The sequence below is a fragment of the Bacteroidota bacterium genome, assembly GCA_025059945.1.
Lineage (GTDB): Bacteria > Bacteroidota > Rhodothermia > JANXDC01 > JANXDC01 > JANXDC01.
In genome coordinates this window covers 51,332-65,939 of sequence record JANXDC010000003.1, presented here as the reverse complement: position 1 = coordinate 65,939, position 14,608 = coordinate 51,332, and the positions used below count along the sequence as shown (strand labels likewise).

Here is a 14,608-nt window from a genome sequence, read left to right as displayed (position 1 = left end):
TTTGTAACCCAGTGGTGAGGGTGATCGGGAGGCACGCATGAAAGCCACGATTTTCGTCGTTGACGACGAACCCAAAATCGGCGAGCTGTTCACCGCCGTATTGCGGCGCGACGGCTATCGGGCGGAGAGTTTTCTGAGCCCCCTACACATGTTCGAGGTCATCGAACGCGGCCAGATGCCCGATCTCATCTTGGCCGACCTGTTGATGCCGGACATGAACGGGCTGGAGCTCATCCAGCGCATGCGCCAGCTCAACGAGTCCGTGCCCGTGATCATCATGACGGCGCACAGTTCGGTGCAGACGGCCGTAGAGGCCATGCGGCTTGGGGCCTTCCATTACTTGCCTAAGCCGGTAAATCTAGAGGAGATGCGCGCGCTCGTGGGGCGGGCCCTGGAGGTATACGCCTTCCGCAAGGAGCTCGTGGAGGTACGCCGGGAGCAGGAGGTACGCTACGGGTTTGAGGCGCTGATCGGCTCCAGCCCTCCGATTCGCCAAGTCCGCGCTGTTCTAGAGCAGCTGCGTCATGTGCCCAACTCCACGGTTCTGCTGAGGGGCGAAACGGGCACGGGCAAAAACCTCGTGGCCCGGATCATCCACTATACCAGCCCGCGTCGTCAGGGTCGGTTTTTGGAGATCAACTGCGCGGCCGTTCCGGATAACCTCCTGGAGGCCGAGCTTTTCGGCTACGAAAAAGGGGCTTTCACGGACGCCCGGCAGGCCAAGCCCGGTCTTTTGGAGCAGGCCGACGGAGGCACGGTCTTTTTGGATGAGATCGATTCCATGAGCCCGGCCCTGCAGGCCAAGCTCTTGGCGTTTTTGGAGACGCGCACCTTCCGACGTCTGGGCGGGCTGGAGGAAATCGAAGTCGATACGCGCGTGATCGCGGCCACCAACGCCGATCTGGAGCAGCGGGTCTCCGAAAAGGCCTTCCGCAAGGACCTCTATTATCGGCTCAACGTGATCTCGATCTCCCTGCCGCCCTTGCGAAGCATGGGCCGCGACGTCTTGAGCATCGCCCAGGCTTTTATTGCACACTACAACCGCGAGTTGGGCAAACAGGTGCGCGGCATGACGGAGGCGGCCGAAGACCGCCTGCTGGCCCATAGCTGGCCCGGCAACGTGCGGGAGCTGCGCAACGTAATCGAGCGGGCTATGATCTTCGCCCAAGGCGCGTATCTGGATGCAGAGGATCTCATGATCAGCAGCCCCGAAGCCTTACGGCCCCCCATGGATACGGAGCAGCTCTTCTGTTTTCCCTCTGGAGGCACCCTAGAGGAGCTCGAAAAAGCCTACATCAAGCATATCCTTGCGACTTTCCGAGGCAACTACTCCGAAGTGGCCGAGCTACTGGGCATCAGCAAAAAGACGCTTTGGGAGAAGCGTAAGCGATACGGCCTAGATGAGGTGGGAAACCTGGCGCGGGCCTAGAGCGTTCACGGGTAGGTCTGCTTGAGCCCGGGGATGCCATCCTGCGGGGAGAGAACGGTACTTAGCTAGGAGGTGCAACCATGGCCTTTACCCTGCCCCCGTTGCCGTATCCGTATGATGCCCTTGAGCCCTACATTGATGCGCGCACGATGGAGATCCACCACACGAAACATCATCAGGGCTACATCGACAACCTGAACAAGGCACTGGAAAAGCATCCGGACTTCCGATACGAATCCATCGAGGATCTACTGCGCCGCATCGGAGAGGTGCCCGAGGACATCCGCCCGGCTGTGCGCAACCACGGCGGCGGGCATGCGAATCACAGCCTCTTCTGGACCATCATGAAGCCCAACGGTGGGGGTGAACCCACGGGGGCTTTGGCGGAGGCGATCGCGAGCCGCTTCGGCTCGTTTGCGGCCTTTCGTGATCTCTTCACCCAAACCGCTCTGGGGCGCTTTGGAAGCGGTTGGGCTTGGCTGGTGCTGGATGCAAACGGCCAGCTGCAAGTCTATTCCACGGCCAATCAGGATAGCCCCCTCATGGAAGGCCATATGCCTATTTTGGGGCTAGACGTTTGGGAGCACGCCTATTACCTGAAGTATCAGAACCGTCGCGCCGAATACGTTGAAAACTGGTGGCACGTGGTCAATTGGGAAGAGGTCGCACGACGCTTCGCGGAGGCCATGCGGCGCTGATCTAGAAGAGCCCGCTTAAGCGGGCTTTTTCGTTATTGCGTTTGCCCGCATCCGCACGCAACCTTTGATGTTGAGTCCTCCCGGCGTTTGGGACAAGCCTGCAATCCCGTCTTGAGATCCCCGAGGGGGGGGCGGTAACCCAAAAACACAAGGAGTCAGGCCCATGCGCCCCATATGGAAGGCGTGTTTGTTCGTACTAGCAGGAATCGGCGCCGCTCAGGCCCAAAACCCGCTCTCCCCCCGAGGGGTGGTGGAGGCTTTCTTGGAAGCCACCGGCGGCAGCGCCTGGGAGCAGATCACCTCGTTACGTCAGGAGGTGGAGCTCCAAATGATGACCCAGGGGATGCCCATTTCGGGGAAAATGACCATGGTTCTGCTCTACCCCGGATACATGCGCAACGACCTCGTGCTCGGCACCCCAATGGGACCTATGGAGCTTAGCCAAGTCGTGACCCCCGAAAAGGCCTGGATGCAGACCCCGCACGGGCGCCAAGAGATGCCCGTGATCAACTTTGCTCACCAGGTCCGGGGCCCGCGCCCGGAGCTCTGGATGCTCCGGGATACTAGCTACCGCTTCGTAAAGCTTGAGCGGGGGGAGCTCAACGGGACCCCCGTGCACATTGTGCATGTAGAACATGAAGGCAGCACCTCCAAGTTGTATTTTGAGGTACATTCCAAACTGCTTGTGGCCTCCGAGAGCACAACCCCCCAAGGTGTGGTATGGAACTACCTGCGCCATTACCGCAAAGTAGGTTCGGTGCTGCTGCCTCACGAGTTAGAGATCACCGTAGACGGGCAGAGCGTGCAGAAGCTGACCTTTACGAAAATCGAGCTGAACATTCCGGTCGATAAGAGGCTCTTTCAGTAGCGCGGGCGTGCGTCCTACCGAGCAGCGAGCCGCCGGTGGAGGTCTTGCAGGTAGGGAAAGGCCTCACGCATCCGGGCTCCGTACCAGCTGAAAAGCTCTCCGTTGACGCGCACGATGGGCGTTTCCGGTAGCAGCGTGCGCAACTCGGCCTCATGCTCCGGCTTGAACCGATACGGCTCGGAGGGCAGTAGTACGTAGTCCGGGCGTAGCTCCCGGATCGCCTCCGCCTCCAAAACGGGATAGCGGCTCTGGTCCGCGCAGGCGTTCTCCAGGCCGGCCGCCTCCAGCATGGCGTGGATAAACGTATCGCGCCCCACGCTCATGTAGGGCTCGCGCCAAATCAAGTACAAGGCTCGCCCCAGGCGAGGCAGTCGCCCGATGGCCGATTGAGCGGCTTCGACGGCACACACTAGCTCCTCGGCGCGCGCCTGGGCCCCCGTGACGATCCCCAGGGCTCGAATCATGTCGATGGCCTCCGGGATCGTACGCACGACCGTTACGTAGACGGCAAAGTCTCGCTCTAAGGTTTCGATGTCTTCGCGTCGGTTCTCTTCTTGATTGGCCACAATAAGGTCGGGTCTTAGCTCCCGAATGCGCTCCAGGTGGAGCGCCTTGGTGCCGCCCACGATCGGTTTTGCGCGACGCGCCTCCGGCGGGTGTACGCAGAAGCGCGTAACCCCTACGATGCGCTCCCCTAGCCCAAGAGCATAGAGCGTCTCCGTTAAGCTCGGCACCAGGCTGACGATGCGCTGCGGAGGAGCCGCCACATAAACCGTGCGACCTAGCGCGTCCGTGTGCTGGGTCATCGCAAGGATCGGCCTTCGTCCGTTTATGGAGAGCGTAGTGGGCCCGGCAGGACTCGAACCTGCAACCAACGGATTATGAGTCCGCTGCTCTGACCGATTGAGCTACGGGCCCTGCTATAGAGAGGCAAGTAAAGATAGCCCAAGGCCCGTATCTTCGCAATGGCTCTTTAGGCAGAGAGGGGAGCATGTCGGAGCAGCCGGATTTGTCCATCGTCGTTCCCTTGTTCAACGAGGCGCCTTCGCTGCCGGAGCTGGCTCATTTGATCCAGGAGGTCTGCGAACAGGCCGGTTATGCCTATGAGGTCTGGTTTGTCGATGACGGCTCCACGGACGAATCGTGGTCCGTTATCGAGCGGCTGCACCGGCAGAACCCCGCCTTTAAGGGCGTGCGTTTGCGGCGCAACTACGGCAAGTCCGCCGCCTTGGCCGCCGGTTTTAGCCGCGCTCAAGGTCGATACGTGGTCACGATGGATGCGGACTTGCAGGACGACCCCCGCGAAATCCCGGGCCTTATCGCGCTCCTGGAGCGGGGCTATGATCTTGTCAGCGGCTGGAAGCAGAATCGTCGGGATCCGCCCTCGAAGACGGTTCCTTCGCGGTTTTTCAACTGGGTTACGCGCATCGTATCCGGCATCCCGCTGCACGATTTCAACTGCGGCCTTAAGGCGTATCGGCTCGAGGTCGTGCGCCAGATCCGGCTTTATGGGGAGATGCACCGCTATATCCCCGTGCTGGCCAAATGGGAGGGCTTTGAGCGGATCACGGAAAAACCCGTCCGACATCATCCCCGCAAATACGGCCGGACGAAATTCGGGCCGAGCCGTTTCATCAACGGCTTCTTGGATCTCATCGCCGTCACGTTTCTGACCCGCTACGTGCGCCGGCCCATGCACTTCTTCGGCACCCTGGGCACGGGTTTTATGCTACTTGGGCTGCTGATCAGCGGCTATCTGACGTTGGAGTGGTTGCGGGGAAGACCTTTGAGCAACCGCCCCCTGCTGTTTTTGGGCATCTTGCTTCTCATCTTGGGGGTGCAGTTTTTCGCCACGGGCCTGCTGGGGGAGATGATCATTCGGCCCGAAATGGAGCGCAGGGCCTACGAAGTGCGGGAGGAGCTGGTGTGAGGATCGCCCTTATCGGTCCGGCCTATCCGTATCGGGGGGGGCTTGTGCACTTTCAGGAGGCGCTCTACCGGGCCCTGCAGGCTCGGGGGCATGAGCCCCTGCTGGTGAGTTTTCGCCGGCAGTATCCGGATTTTCTGTTTCCGGGCCGCACCCAGTATGACCGGCCGCGGTCGGATGCCCTGCCGGGCGTGCGTCTTATCGATACGCTTGCCCCCTGGACGTGGTTTGAGGCGTCGCGATGGATCTGCGCCCAGGGGGCGCAGGTCGCGGTGTTTCGGTACTGGATGCCTTTTTTTGCCCCCGCCTTCGGCGTCATGGCCCGCTTGCTTCGTCGCCATAAGCTGCGCGTACTGGCGATCGTGGACAACGCCTTGCCTCATGAGCGTCACCCGGGGGATCGCCAGCTTAGCCGCTTTTTTCTGCGTTCCTGTGAGGCCTTTGTGTTCATGTCCCGGACCGTGGCCGAGGACGTGCGTCGGCTCGGCCTGGAGCGCCCCTCTTGCCTGGTGCCTCATCCCGCCTACACGCTCTTCGGGGATCCCATAGCCCAAGAGGAGGCTCGAAGCCGCCTCGGGCTTCCCGAATCGGCCCCCCTGTGGCTTTTCTTCGGCTACGTGCGTCCGTACAAGGGCCTGGGGGTGCTGCTTGAGGCCGCCTCCCGAGCTCGAAGACACATACCGGAGTTGATGGGGCTTGTGGTGGGGGAGTTCTACGAAGATCCCCGTCCGTACAAGGAGCTTGCGCGCCGTCTGGGCCTGCAGGAGGCCGTTCGTTTCTACCCCGAATACGTGCCCAACGAGCAGGTGGGACTTTTCTTTTCCGCGGCCGATCTGGTGGTCTTGCCGTACCTGGAGGCGACCCAAAGCGGGGTGGGGCTCATTGCGCTGCATTTTGAGCGCCCCCTGCTGGCCACGGCCGTAGGCGGGCTTCCTGAGCTGGTCGAACCCGATAAGGGAATGCTCGTGCCCCCCGCCGATGCGGAGGCCATGGCCGCGGCGATGGTGCGTTTTTTCCGGGAACTTGGGCCCGCGTATTTTGGACAAGCCCTGCGCGAGGCCAAGCGCCGTCACAGCTGGGAGCAACTGGCGCAGGCGATTGAAGCCTTAAGCCAACCATGCGCGATGAGCTGTCCGCCATCGTACTAGCCGGCGGTCTGGGAACCCGGCTGAGGTCGGTTCTGGGGGGGCGGCCTAAGGTGCTGGCCCCTATCGCGGGGAGGCCCTTTTTGGATTATCTGTTGCGCCATCTGCGTGCTCAGGGCGTTCGGCGTGTGTTCTTGAGCACGGGCTTCGGGGCCGAACAACTGGAGGCCTTCGTTGGGGATGGGTCGGCCTGGGGCCTTTCGTTGACTTCGATCCGGGACCCGGAGCCGTTAGGCACGGGGGGCGCTATCGCGCATGTCTTCTCTCGGATCCCAGACCTTAGGCGGAGCTTCGTACTCAACGGGGATACCTTCTTTACGGGATCCTTGCGCAGGCTTCTGGAGGAGCACCTTGACAGACCCGACGCTCAAGCCACGATCGCGCTGGTGCGCTCCGAACAGACAGATCGTTACGGGAGCGTGCGCATAAACGCGCAAGACCACCGCGTGGAAGCTTTTATCGAGAAAGCCTCCGCAATCGGGCCCGCATGGATCAACGCCGGTGTGTACGTTCTGGAGCGCTCCTTTGCGGCGAGGATAGCCGAATCCGGCCCTTGCTCTCTAGAGTGGGACGTCTTCCCCCGTTGGGTGGGTCGCGGTCTATACGGGGTGCCCTTTCCGGAGGCGGCCTTTCTGGACATCGGGACCCCGGAGGACTACGCCCGCGCCGAGGCTTTTTTGAAGAGCTGGTCGGTGGACGCGCACGGTATTTGAAGAAACACAACGGGAAGGCCGAGGTTGCGGGCCTATGTTGAGTTCGCATGGCCTTCTGTGGCCTCGAACGGAACCTGAATCCTGAAGGTGATATTCGAAGTGTATTAAGCGTCTCATTGTGATACGAGCCCCCGATCTTCCGCTTTAGGCAAACTGGGGAGGTGAGCGCATGAGTCCAGGGATTCAGGCCAAAATCGACAGAGGCCTGCGCATGCTGCAGCGCGCCCAAGGCGGCGTCGAAGGGAGGGAGATCACGGCCACGGACCGGATCATCCGAGCCCGAGCCCCGCTTCGGATCAGCTTCGGGGGCGGGGGGACAGACGTATCCCCGTATGCGGATGAGCGCGGGGGACTGGTGCTTAATGCCACGATCAACCGATACGCCTACGTCACGATCGTGCCCCAGGAGACAGGGCGCATTACGCTGCGTTCGCTCGATTACGATCAGGTCGTCAGCTACACCGTTGAGCAAGGCCCTCCTCCGTTTAACTACGAGATGGACTTAGCCAAAGGCGTTATCCGACGCTTAGGGCTGGATCAGCTTCGGCTCAGTTTCGATCTCTACACGCACACCGACTGTCCGCCGGGTTCGGGTCTAGGCGCCTCCTCAACCATGGTCGTAGCCCTAATAGGGGCCTTTGATACTTGGCTGCAGCTTGGGCTGGATCGCTACGAGATCGCGCAGCTGGCCTACGAGATCGAGCGCAAAGACCTGGACATCAAGGGCGGCAAGCAGGATCAGTATGCGGCCGCCTTTGGCGGCTTTAACTTCATGGAGTTTTACGGCGAGCTTGTGCTGGTTAACCCCTTGCGGCTACCTCCGGAGTGGGTCAATGAACTGGAGTACTCACTTGTGCTCGCCTACACGGGCAAAAGCCGCTACTCGGCGCAAATCATCGAAAGCCAAATCGAAAATTACCGACACGGCGACCCGGAGGCCGTTGAGGCCATGGACCGCACCAAGCAATATGCCCTTGAACTTAAGCGCGCCCTCTTGATGGGCCAATTTCGCGAGTTTGGCTGCCTGCTGCATGAGGCCTGGATGGAGAAAAAGCGCATGTCCAAGCAGATCTCCAATCCCTACATCGACCAGCTCTACGAGGCCGCGCGCGAGGCCGGAGCGCTCGGAGGCAAGATCTCCGGCGCCGGTGGGGGCGGGTTCATGTTCTTCTTTACGGAGTTTCACCGACGGCATGATGTGATCCGAGCCCTGGAGTATCACGGGGCTCAGGTGGTGCACTTCGGCTTTACGGATGCAGGCGTGCAGACATGGACGCGACAGGGATAGCCCATTACGTGGACTGGATCGAAGGACAGCTGCTTGAGGCGCGTCGGGTGCAGGAGGCGATTCGGGAGCTTACGCCCACCTTGGTCGAGATCGCCCTGCGCATGGTGCGTGTTTTCCGGGAAGGAGGGCGCGTCTATCTGTTCGGCAACGGGGGCAGCGCAGCCGACGCCCAACATTGGGCCGCTGAGCTATCGGGTCGTTTTTATTTCAATCGCCCCGCGCTGCCGGCGATCGCGCTCACCACGAACACGTCGCAGCTTACCGCGATCGGCAACGATTTCGGCTACGAATGGGTCTTCGCCCGCCCTCTGGCCGGACTGCTTGAGCGGCGGGATATGGTGATCGGCATTTCCACAAGCGGCAGCTCTCCAAACGTAATCCGAGCCTTCGAGGTGGCCCGCTCCGTCGGGGCTGTGACCGTGGGCTTTACGGGGGCCACAGGAGGGGAGCTTCGGGCCTTGTGCGACTATCTTGTGGCCATTCCCTCCATGGACGTGGCCCGCATCCAGGAGGGCCATGAGCTTTGCGGGCATCTGATCTGCGCCATTGTAGAACGCGAGCTCTTTGGTAAGGAGGTCCCGTGAACCGGGCGGTGTTTTTGGATCGAGACGGCACCCTGAACGTCGAGCGACACTACGTCTGCCGCTGGGAGGATTTCGCTTGGATTCGAGGTGCGCCCGAGGCCATCCGCCGCCTCAACGAGGCGAATTTTCGCGTGATCGTGCTCACCAACCAGGCGGCCGTGGCACACGGCCTATGCACGGAGGCGGACGTCATGCAGTTGCATGCCCGCATGCAGCTGGATCTGGCCCGCTACGGAGCCCACATTGACGCCTTCTACTACTGCCCTTTTCATCCGGATGCGGCGGTTGCGGCGTATCGGCGTCATAGCGCTTGGCGCAAGCCCGGCTTGGGCATGTTTGAGCGGGCTATGCGGGATTGGCGCATCGATCCGCGTCTTTCGTTCGTCGTCGGGGACAAAAACACGGACATCGAGCCCGGCCGCGCTCTGGGTATGACCACGCTGCTTGTGCTCACCGGCTACGGCGCCGAAGAGGCCGCCCATACGGGTGCCCATTACGTCGTATCGGACGTAGCCGAGGCCGTCGATCAGATTCTCGCCCTATGCGCTACGAGCCCCTCAAAGATCGCTTAGCCGAGTGGCTGCAGCGCAGGCCCTGGCTGGGGGGGCTGTTTTACATCGCGCTTGAGCTTTTGTTTTTGCGCAACTGGCACCTGCGGCGGGCTCTGCGCTCTTTACGCGCGCGCATCCCTCCGGAGCAGGCCCTATGGGTGTTGGATGCCGGAACGGGCTTTGGCCTTTATGTTCGACGCGTGCTTCGGCTCTGGCCCCAGGCGCGCATCTTGGCTCTGGATCTCAACGAGCGCTATTTGCGCAGCGCCCGGCGCCTGTTGGAGCGCAACGCGGCTCGGGGGCGCGCCCTTTGGGTCGTGGCCGACCTGAGCCGTTTTGCGCTCCCCTCGGCTTGCTTGGATCTCATCTTGTGCGTGGATGTGCTGGAGCACATCCCCGATGATGAGGCTGCCCTGCGGACGATGGCGGCCATGTTGCGCCCTGGAGGGCGGTTGCTAATCAGTACGCCTTCGGATCAAGGGGGATCCGGAGTAGAAAGACCCGGACAGGAGGGTTTTATCGCCGAACATGCGCGTCAGGGCTACAACTTGGCCGAGCTATGCGAGCGTCTGCGCAATCTGGGCCTACGGATCGAGGTAGCCCGCTATACCTACGGCTTGCCGGGGCAATGGGCGTGGCGACTGCTCATTCGGTGGCCCCTTCCGCATTGGGAGCGTCCCTGGAATTGGTTTTGGCTGCTCCCCTACTACGCGCTCGCGCTACCCATCGGGTTGCTATTGCATTGGTTCGATGCGCGTCTTCGCCACGAACGCGGTACTGGGCTTCTTGTGCTCGCTTGCAGTCCCTAGGCGAGGGGGGGCAATCCCTTGCAAAAGTGCGCTCGGGGCCGTTTCTTTTAGCCGTGAGGCAAAACCGTTCCGATATCGCGCATGCTGCCCTTCCGATGGAGCCTGCTTGAACCAGAGGACCCCTCCGTTGTTGAGCGCCTGGTGCAGTGGCTCAACGTAAGCCCCGCCCTGGCCCGAAGCCTGGCCCTGCGGGGGGTGCAAAGTTTCGAACAAGCGCGCCGCTTTTTCCGGCCTGGGCAAGATGGGCTCTTTGACCCCTTCTTGATGCGCGATATGGACCGCGCCGCACGCCGGCTGGCCAGCGCCGTGCGCCGATCGGAGCCCGTGCTCGTGTACGGCGATTACGACGTTGACGGCACCACGGCCACGGCCATGATGTACACGTTTCTGAAGGCTCTGGGCGTGCCCGCTTCCTATTTCGTGCCGAGTCGGTATCGCGAAGGCTACGGGCTTTCCTTAGCCGGCATAGAGCGCGCCGAGGCCCTGCGTGCCCGTCTGATCGTGGCCCTGGATTGCGGCATCACGGCACATGAGGAGGCGCGCGAGGCGCGCCGGCGGGGTATGGAATTGATCATCTGCGACCACCACGAGCCGGGTCCTGTCCTGCCTGAGGCAGTGGCCGTGCTGAATCCCAAGCGCCCGGACTGCCCGTATCCGTTCAAGGAGCTCACAGGCTGCGGGGTGGGCTTTAAGCTCATGCAGGCCACCCTCATGGAACTGGGCCTGGATCCCTCCTGGGCCAACGAGTACTTGGATCTGGTGGCCGTCTCCACGGCCTCCGACATCGTGCCTCTGCTGGACGAAAACCGCATTTTGATGCGCTTAGGCCTGGAACAGCTCAACGCAGCCCCGCGGCCGGGGCTGCGGGCTCTGATCGAGCGCGCCGGGCTGCGTCTGGGAGAGCTTACGACACAGCAGATCGTCTACGTGATCGGCCCCCGCATCAACGCTGCCGGTCGCATGGGCGATGCTGAGGTGGCGGTGAAACTTCTGATCGCGCGCTCTCCGCAAGAAGCCGCACCTCTGGCCGAGCTATTGGAGGGGCTCAATCGGCAGCGCCGCGAGCTGGATGAGCGCACGCACGAAGAGGCCCTCCAGCTAGCTGAAGAGGAGCTGATCGCACGCGGCTATCGAGGGCTTGTGCTCCATCGGCCGCATTGGCCGCTTGGCGTGATCGGGATCGTGGCCTCCCGGATCGTGGAACGCTTTTATAGACCCACAATTTTACTCACCACCGTCGAGGGGGTCGCAAAGGGATCGGCTCGCAGCATCGACGGCTATGATCTGTTCGCCGCTATTAAGGCCTGTGAGGGACTTTTGCTGCAGTTCGGGGGGCATAAATACGCCGCCGGCATGAGCTTGGAACCGCGCAACGTACCCGCCCTCCGGGAGCGCTTTAACGCCGTTGTTTCGGAAACCCTGGATGAGGCGCTGCTCGTGCCCGAGCTGCGCATCGATGCGCCCTTGAAGCTAACGGACATCACCCCACGATTCTGGAAGGTGCTCAAGCAGTTCGCCCCCTATGGTCCCCAGAACCCCCCTCCGCTCTTTGTGGCCGAGCAAGTTCAGGTGCGTTCCGTTCCCTCGATTGTGGGTTCGGGACATCTAAAATTCGCCGTTCAGCAGGCTGATGGTCCGGTTTTTGAGGCAATCGGCTTTCAGATGCATGAGTTTTTCCCAATCGTGCGCCAAGCCCGAGAGGGTAAACCGCTGGCGATTGTCTTCTCCATAGAGGAAACTCAGTTCAACGGGATCACAAGCCTCCAACTGCGGCTGCGCGATCTCCGGCTGCAGGAGAAAGGGAAGAGCCTGTGGGACGGGGCGCGCTAACCCGGCTCGCCTTGCTGGCGTTGGGATTCATCCTGACGCTGCTGTTGCTGGCTTACGTCCTGTATCCGCAAACGCGCGTTTGGGTCCTTGGGCTTCCGGCTCTTAGCCGGGTTTTCTCCTCTTGGGCGAACTGGGAGGCCCTGTGGGGTTCGCTTGCGCTCTCCCTGCTCACCGTGGCTGGATCCCTGCTCTTGGGCGCCCTTCTGGCCTGGGGTGTTGCGGTGCTGCAAGCCCCAGGGCATCGCTGGGTCTCTGTGCTCGCCTCTTTGCCCCTAGCCCTGCCCCCATTTGTCGGTGTGGTCGCTTTGTACCTGCTTGTGGGAGAAGGGGGGTGGTTGGGCGGATACCTCAGGGGCACATCGGCGGTGTGGCTGGTGCACGTTTACGCCTTGCACGCGTACGCGTATCTGTTCACTCGGGCCCGTCTAGAGCAAGCGGATGCCTCCTGGTGGGAGGCGGCGGCCCTGCTGGGGGCCGGGCCGGTGCGGCGCTTTTTGCGGATTACCGCGCCCGTGCTGTGGCCCGCTTGGCGAAGGGCTGCGCTGCTTGTCTTCCTGCTTTCCATGTCCTCCTTTACCGCGCCGCTTCTATTCGCACCGGATCAGCGCTTTCTGACAACCCAAGTCTACTACTATAAACTCAACGGGGATCTGAGCGCCGCCTCGGCCCTATCGGTCGTATTGGCCTTGGTGGGGCTCTGCGTGTTCCTGCTTCTGGAACGGTTTGCGCTCTCAAGCCGGGCCGCCTCCAAAGGATCCCCCCGGCCCCTGAGATATCGCCCCAGAAAGGGGATCCGAATGTTGTGGGCGGTTTTTTTCGGAGCGTACGCGTTTTTCGTGCTTGCACCTTTGTTTGTGTTAGCGGCCTTATCCTGTATCGAAAACCCAGCGCAGTGGCTTGCGGGGTTGTCCCCTCGGTGGACGCTGGAACACTACCGGCGTCTGTTCGCGGAGCCGGAGACGCTCAGACCGCTTTGGTCTAGCTTCGAAATGGCCGGCCTAAGCGTGGCTGCCGTCGTTCCGCTGGGGCTGGGGGTGGCCTACTTGGCCCGTCGCCTCCGAGCCGGGCGGTTGCTTTTGGGTTTGGCCCTCTTGCCCTACGCTCTGCCCGGGACGGTAGTGGGCATCAACCTGCTTGCCGCCTTTTCCGCCCCGAGCCCCTTGGCGCTTGGAGGTGTGCTGGTGGGCACCTTCTGGATACTGCCCTTGACCTACTGCGTGCGTACCTTGCCGCTAGGCGTGCAGGCGGCCGCTTCGGGCCTGGAGGCGCTTGATGAGCGCCTCTTGGAGGCCGCTCGCTTGCTGGGCGCTCGCGGTTCGTATTTGGCGCGCCGTCTTGTGGTGCCCTTGCTCGCTCCGGCTCTTCTGGGAGGTGCGCTGCTCATCTTCATGCAAGCGGCCACGGAGTTTGTGGCCTCCGTTTTGCTTTACACGCACGCCAATCGGCCCGTAAGCGTAGAGATTTTCTCTTACCTGCGCCTGTTTGACCTTGGGGCCGCAGCCGCCTACAGCGTGCTGCTTGTGTTGGTTCTTGGCCTGCTGAGCCTGCTTTTTCGTCAACCAAGCCGATGGATGGGCGGCTGGGGCTAGCCCAGGGAACGGAGGCTTTTGCCAGGGGGGTATAAGGGCAAAAAGACGAAGGCGAAGCTATGAGCCGTCTGGGTCGGGTTCTGGTCGCCATGAGCGGGGGAGTGGACAGCTCCACCGCGGCCGCGCTGTTGCAGGAACAGGGCTACGAGGTGATCGGGATCACCATGAAAACCTGGGACTACGCCACCAGCGGCGGCAACACGGCCCGAAGCGCGGGCTGCTGCTCCCTGGACGATATCCAGGATGCCCGCCGTGTGGCGGTACGCTTAGGCTTTCCGCACTACATCGTGGACCTGCGTCAGGAGTTCGGCGACTGGGTCATCGAACGCTTTGTCTCGGACTATCTAGCCGGTCGCACCCCCAATCCATGCGTGCTCTGCAATACCCACATCAAGTGGGACGCCCTGCTGCGCCGGGCTGACTTGTTGGGCTGCGACTACATCGCCACGGGTCATTACGCGCGCATCCGACAGGAGGGCGGCCGCTATGCGCTGGCGCGCGCCAGGGACCTGGATAAGGACCAAAGCTATGTCCTTTGGGGGTTGAGCCAGGAGCAGCTGGCCCGCACGCTCTTCCCCCTGGGCGCTTACACCAAAGCCGAGGTGCGCGCCATGGCCCGACAATACGGACTAGAGCACGTGGCCCAGAAGCGAGATAGCTACGAGATTTGCTTTGTGCCCGATAACGACTATCGGCGTTTTCTCCGATCCCGCCTTCCGGAGCTCGATGAGCGCCTGCAGGGCGGCCTGATGCGCCTTCGGGATGGCACTGTGGTGGGAACGCATGAGGGCTATCCCTTCTATACTATCGGCCAACGCCGAGGACTGGGCATCGCTCTGGGCCGTCCCGTGTACGTGACGCGGATTGAGCCCGAAACCAACACGCTGTACGTGGGGGAGGCTTCGGAGCTTCTGCATCGGGCCCTTGTGGCCACCGGAGCCAACGCCGTAAAGTATCCTCCCTTCGAGACCCCCCGATCCGGCTGGGCCAAGATCCGCTATAAAGACGAGGGCGCTCCGTGCGTGGCCTACTGGCGGGAGGGCCGCCTATACGTGCACTTTTCAGAGCCTCGGCGCGCCATCACCCCGGGGCAGGCCGTGGTCTTCTACGAAGCCGATGAGGTCGTGGCCGGAGCCTGGATCGAGCGGGTGCTCGAGCAGGAGGAGGTGTGATAAAA

At 61.9% G+C, this 14,608-nt stretch carries 14 protein-coding genes and 1 tRNA gene; 13 read left to right on the top strand and 2 right to left on the bottom strand.

Going from position 1 to position 14,608, the window contains the following annotated elements; genetic code table 11:
- Positions 1–37: 37 nt before the first annotated feature.
- The 3 genes from NZ993_01465 (at position 38) to NZ993_01455 (ending at position 2,995) form a co-directional block, all read left to right on the top strand.
- The gene (locus tag NZ993_01465; protein ID MCS7154464.1) at positions 38–1,429 is read left to right on the top strand and encodes a sigma-54 dependent transcriptional regulator; all 1,392 of its coding nucleotides are present in this window, start codon (positions 38–40) and stop codon (positions 1,427–1,429) included.
- A gap of 80 nt (positions 1,430–1,509) precedes the next feature.
- The gene (locus tag NZ993_01460; protein ID MCS7154463.1) at positions 1,510–2,127 is read left to right on the top strand and encodes a superoxide dismutase; all 618 of its coding nucleotides are present in this window, start codon (positions 1,510–1,512) and stop codon (positions 2,125–2,127) included.
- A gap of 187 nt (positions 2,128–2,314) precedes the next feature.
- Complete coding sequence (locus NZ993_01455; protein ID MCS7154462.1) at positions 2,315–2,995, top strand: hypothetical protein; 681 nt, start codon at positions 2,315–2,317, stop codon at positions 2,993–2,995.
- Positions 2,996–3,009: 14 nt separating this feature from the next.
- Here NZ993_01455 and NZ993_01450 read toward each other — a convergent pair whose 3' ends face one another.
- On the bottom strand, positions 3,010–3,801 hold the full coding sequence (locus NZ993_01450; GenBank protein ID MCS7154461.1) for a helical backbone metal receptor: 792 nt from the start codon (positions 3,799–3,801) through the stop codon (positions 3,010–3,012).
- Positions 3,802–3,839: 38 nt separating this feature from the next.
- Positions 3,840–3,913, bottom strand: a tRNA-Ile gene (locus NZ993_01445).
- A 73-nt stretch (positions 3,914–3,986) separates the two neighbouring features.
- Here NZ993_01445 and NZ993_01440 point away from each other — a divergent pair.
- From NZ993_01440 to mnmA, 10 genes are all read left to right on the top strand, one after another.
- Positions 3,987–4,925: a glycosyltransferase family 2 protein gene (locus NZ993_01440; protein ID MCS7154460.1), complete on the top strand. Its 939-nt coding sequence runs from the start codon at positions 3,987–3,989 to the stop codon at positions 4,923–4,925.
- Positions 4,922–6,070 (top strand): glycosyltransferase, encoded by a 1,149-nt coding sequence (locus NZ993_01435; protein ID MCS7154459.1) that lies wholly within the window; start codon positions 4,922–4,924, stop codon positions 6,068–6,070. The genes NZ993_01440 and NZ993_01435 overlap by 4 nt, the downstream gene beginning before the upstream one ends.
- Positions 6,040–6,780: a nucleotidyltransferase family protein gene (locus NZ993_01430; GenBank protein ID MCS7154458.1), complete on the top strand. Its 741-nt coding sequence runs from the start codon at positions 6,040–6,042 to the stop codon at positions 6,778–6,780. Before NZ993_01435 ends, NZ993_01430 begins: the two co-directional genes overlap by 31 nt.
- 169 nt (positions 6,781–6,949) lie before the next feature.
- Positions 6,950–8,068 (top strand): GHMP kinase, encoded by a 1,119-nt coding sequence (locus NZ993_01425; GenBank protein MCS7154457.1) that lies wholly within the window; start codon positions 6,950–6,952, stop codon positions 8,066–8,068.
- Positions 8,050–8,652, top strand: coding sequence for a D-sedoheptulose 7-phosphate isomerase (locus tag NZ993_01420; protein ID MCS7154456.1), 603 nt, complete (start codon positions 8,050–8,052; stop codon positions 8,650–8,652). Before NZ993_01425 ends, NZ993_01420 begins: the two co-directional genes overlap by 19 nt.
- Positions 8,649–9,224, top strand: a complete 576-nt coding sequence (locus NZ993_01415; GenBank protein MCS7154455.1) for an HAD family hydrolase — start codon at positions 8,649–8,651, stop codon at positions 9,222–9,224. Before NZ993_01420 ends, NZ993_01415 begins: the two co-directional genes overlap by 4 nt.
- The gene (locus NZ993_01410) at positions 9,194–10,012 is read left to right on the top strand and encodes a class I SAM-dependent methyltransferase (GenBank protein MCS7154454.1); all 819 of its coding nucleotides are present in this window, start codon (positions 9,194–9,196) and stop codon (positions 10,010–10,012) included. The genes NZ993_01415 and NZ993_01410 overlap by 31 nt, the downstream gene beginning before the upstream one ends.
- A gap of 81 nt (positions 10,013–10,093) precedes the next feature.
- Positions 10,094–11,842: a single-stranded-DNA-specific exonuclease RecJ gene (gene recJ / locus NZ993_01405; GenBank protein ID MCS7154453.1), complete on the top strand. Its 1,749-nt coding sequence runs from the start codon at positions 10,094–10,096 to the stop codon at positions 11,840–11,842.
- Positions 11,824–13,431, top strand: a complete 1,608-nt coding sequence (locus NZ993_01400) for an ABC transporter permease subunit (protein ID MCS7154452.1) — start codon at positions 11,824–11,826, stop codon at positions 13,429–13,431. Before recJ ends, NZ993_01400 begins: the two co-directional genes overlap by 19 nt.
- A gap of 59 nt (positions 13,432–13,490) precedes the next feature.
- The gene (gene mnmA / locus NZ993_01395) at positions 13,491–14,603 is read left to right on the top strand and encodes a tRNA 2-thiouridine(34) synthase MnmA (protein ID MCS7154451.1); all 1,113 of its coding nucleotides are present in this window, start codon (positions 13,491–13,493) and stop codon (positions 14,601–14,603) included.
- The last annotated feature ends 5 nt before the right edge of the window (positions 14,604–14,608 follow it).

Coding starts and splice junctions, on each gene's coding strand:
- NZ993_01465 (MCS7154464.1), top strand. CDS start 38: ATGAAAGCCACGATTTTCGTCGTTGACGACGAACCCAAAATCGGCGAG.
- NZ993_01430 (MCS7154458.1), top strand. CDS start 6,040: ATGCGCGATGAGCTGTCCGCCATCGTACTAGCCGGCGGTCTGGGAACC.
- NZ993_01410 (MCS7154454.1), top strand. CDS start 9,194: ATGCGCTACGAGCCCCTCAAAGATCGCTTAGCCGAGTGGCTGCAGCGC.
- mnmA (MCS7154451.1), top strand. CDS start 13,491: ATGAGCCGTCTGGGTCGGGTTCTGGTCGCCATGAGCGGGGGAGTGGAC.
- NZ993_01440 (MCS7154460.1), top strand. CDS start 3,987: ATGTCGGAGCAGCCGGATTTGTCCATCGTCGTTCCCTTGTTCAACGAG.
- NZ993_01460 (MCS7154463.1), top strand. CDS start 1,510: ATGGCCTTTACCCTGCCCCCGTTGCCGTATCCGTATGATGCCCTTGAG.
- NZ993_01450 (MCS7154461.1), bottom strand. CDS start 3,801: ATGACCCAGCACACGGACGCGCTAGGTCGCACGGTTTATGTGGCGGCT.
- NZ993_01420 (MCS7154456.1), top strand. CDS start 8,050: ATGGACGCGACAGGGATAGCCCATTACGTGGACTGGATCGAAGGACAG.
- NZ993_01425 (MCS7154457.1), top strand. CDS start 6,950: ATGAGTCCAGGGATTCAGGCCAAAATCGACAGAGGCCTGCGCATGCTG.
- recJ (MCS7154453.1), top strand. CDS start 10,094: ATGCTGCCCTTCCGATGGAGCCTGCTTGAACCAGAGGACCCCTCCGTT.